The sequence below is a fragment of the Yoonia sp. genome, assembly GCF_036007805.1.
GTDB lineage: Bacteria > Pseudomonadota > Alphaproteobacteria > Rhodobacterales > Rhodobacteraceae > Yoonia.
Genome location: NZ_DASYOK010000380.1, coordinates 1 through 2,989 on the forward strand (window position 1 = coordinate 1; position 2,989 = coordinate 2,989).

General features: G+C 57.2%; 3 protein-coding genes. 2 read left to right on the forward strand and 1 reads right to left on the reverse strand.

Annotated elements, in window-relative coordinates; all coding sequences use genetic code 11:
- Positions 1-209: iron chelate uptake ABC transporter family permease subunit (locus tag VGP75_RS20220; RefSeq protein ID WP_327545366.1), on the forward strand; the 209-nt coding region annotated here is incomplete at its 5' end.
- Here VGP75_RS20220 and VGP75_RS20225 read toward each other — a convergent pair.
- Positions 206-2,488: an adenosylcobalamin-dependent ribonucleoside-diphosphate reductase gene (locus VGP75_RS20225; RefSeq protein WP_327545367.1), complete on the reverse strand. Its 2,283-nt coding sequence runs from the start codon at positions 2,486-2,488 to the stop codon at positions 206-208. The two genes, VGP75_RS20220 and VGP75_RS20225, sit on opposite strands and share 4 nt — an antisense overlap.
- Positions 2,489-2,701: 213 nt before the next feature.
- On the opposite strand from VGP75_RS20225, the gene VGP75_RS20230 reads away from it, so the two are divergent.
- The coding region (locus VGP75_RS20230) for a DUF1489 family protein (RefSeq protein ID WP_327545368.1) at positions 2,702-2,989 on the forward strand (288 nt) is incomplete at its 3' end.

The window sequence follows — 2,989 nt, forward strand, 5'->3', positions numbered from 1 at the left end:
TGATGATCCCCCATATCGTACGCCTGATTGTCGGCGGCGATTACACCCGCGTACTGCCCGTTTCTGCCATCTGCGGTGCGATCTTTCTGCTGTGGGCGGATATCTTTGCGCGCACAGTTATGGCCCCCGATGACATCCCTATCGGGATCGTCACCGGTCTGATCGGCGGTGTATTCTTTGTGTGGTTACTGCGGCGCAACCCGTTTTAGCCACACTTGGAATACCCGCAAGACCCGCAGGTCATACAGCCCTCAACCATGCGCAGGTCGTAAGAGCCGCAAGACGAACAGGCCTTGCCGCGCGGTCCACCATTGATGGCGACAACATCCGCCTGCGGATCGGCTTTCAGGCCCATGCCCTCGCCTGCCAGGAAACCGGTAGCGACCATGTGTTTTTCAATGACGCCACCAATCGCGGCCAGAATAGACGGCACATATTTACCCTGCATCCAAGCGCCACCACGCGGATCAAACACGGCCTTGAGTTCCTCAACCACGAAAGACACATCGCCACCGCGCCGGAAAACCGCCGAGATCATACGCGTGAGTGCCACTGTCCAGGCAAAGTGTTCCATGTTCTTGGAATTGATAAACACCTCGAACGGCCGCCGATGGCCCGCAATCACCAGATCATTCACGGTAATATAGATCGCATGCTCACTATCGGGCCATTTCAGCTTGTAGGTCGCGCCTTCCAACTCCTGCGGGCGGTCCAGCGGCTCTGACATGTAAACAACCTCGGCGCCCTCGCCCTCACGGCGGACCTGCGCCGGAACCTCGGACGGCGACGCCTCTTGCGAGACCGACAGGACCGATCCGGTCACATCATTCGGACGGTATGTTGTACAGCCCTTACAGCCCTGATCCCATGCAGCCATGTAGACCTCTTTGAAGTCATCAAAACTGATATCCTCGGGACAGTTGATCGTTTTGGAGATCGAACTGTCGATCCACTTCTGTGCCGCCGCCTGCATGCGCACATGATCCAGCGGGGCGAGTGTTTGCGCATTCACAAAGTAATCGGGCAAAGGCGCATCACCTTTCAGGTCACGCCACAACTGAACTGCGTAATCTACGACCTCTTCTTCGGTGCGCGAACCATTTTTTTGGAGAACCTTGCGCGTGTAGGCATAAGCGAACACAGGCTCGATGCCGGACGACACGTTCCCTGCATAAAGGCTGATCGTGCCTGTAGGCGCGATAGACGTCAAAAGTGCATTTCTTATGCCATTTTGACGAATTGCATCTTTTACGTCCTCATCCATGTGCTGCATTGCGCCACTGGCCAGAAATTTCTCTGCGTCGAAAAGCGGGAAAGACCCCTTCTCTTTGGCAAGCTCCACAGAGGCCAGATAAGCCGCCCGCGCGATCTGATGCATCCATTTATCGGTTTGCGCCGCAGCCTCTTCGGACCCATAGCGCAGGCCCACCATCAAAAGCGCATCGGCCAGACCCGTGACACCCAGACCGATGCGGCGCTTGGCCTTGGCCTCGGCCTGCTGTGCCTCAAGCGGGAACCGCGAAGCATCCACAACGTTGTCCATCATCCGCACCGCTGTCGCGACAAGATCGGTCAGAGCATCCTCATCCAAAGCGGCCGCATTTTCAAACGGGTCGCTGACCAGACGTGCCATATTGATCGAGCCAAGCAAACATGCACCATAGGGTGGCAAGGGTTGCTCACCGCAGGGGTTGGTCGCAGCAATCGTCTCGCAATAGCTGAGGTTATTCATCTGGTTGATCCGGTCGATAAAGATCACACCTGGTTCAGCGTAATCATAGGTCGAGCGCATGATCGCATCCCACAAATCACGCGCCCGCACAGTGCGGTAGACCTGCCCACCAAAGACCAGATCCCACGGCCCGTCTGTTTTCACCGCATCCATGAAGGGATCTGTGATCAGCACGGACATATTGAACATCCGCAAACGCGCAGGATCAGACTTCGCCGTAATGAAATCTTCTACATCAGGGTGATCACACCGCATTGTCGCCATCATCGCGCCGCGGCGCGAACCGGCCGACATGATCGTGCGGCACATCGCGTCCCAGACATCCATGAACGACAACGGCCCAGAAGCATCTGCCGCAACCCCCATGACGCTGGCACCCTTGGGGCGGATCGTCGAAAAATCATAGCCGATCCCGCCGCCCTGCTGCATGGTCAGCGCCGCCTCCTTGAGCATGTCAAAGATGCCCCCCATGCTGTCAGGGACCGTGCCCATGACAAAACAGTTGAACAGGGTCACCGACCGCGCCGTGCCAGCCCCCGCCGTGATCCGGCCCGCAGGCAGATATTTGAAATCTGAAAGAGCATCGTAGAATTTGCCTTCCCACTCTTTGGGATCATCCTCCACTGCAGCCAAGGCACCCGCGATGCGCCGCCATGTATCTTCGACCGTTTCGTCGATCGGCGTGCCACCCGCATCCTTGAACCGGTACTTCATGTCCCAGATTTGTTCAGCGATAGGGGCGGAAAACGCGGTCATGGCGGGGAATCTCCTCATCGGTACAGGCAAGGCTTGCATCTTACGTGCTGGGTGTTGGGTTGGGAATGGCTAAAGCAGATCAAAATTGCCGCAGCTCGACAATACCACATATAGTGGTTGATCTCCAATAGGCCACCACATAAACCTTTTTCCAGCCAAGCCTTGCCGTGCAGCCTATCCACGTTACCTATCACTTATCCCGGGGGGGGATTGATGTCGAAAACCGTCCACATCCTGAAGCTCTCTGTCGGCACCGAAACGGTCGCCGATCTAGCTGCATGGCAGGCAACGGCGCGTGCGCAGACCCAAGACGGGCTGCCACGCCACATCACCCGCATGTGGCCGAAACGGGGCGATGAGATCCTGAATGACGGTTCGATCTTCTGGGTCATCAAAGGCGTGATCCTCTGCCGTCAACCCATTGCGCGACTTGAAGAATACATCGGCGGCGACGGCATCCGCCGCTGCGCCATTGTCTGCAAACCGGGCCTGATCCGCGTC

Coding starts and splice junctions, on each gene's coding strand:
- VGP75_RS20225 (WP_327545367.1), bottom strand. CDS start 2,488: ATGACCGCGTTTTCCGCCCCTATCGCTGAACAAATCTGGGACATGAAG.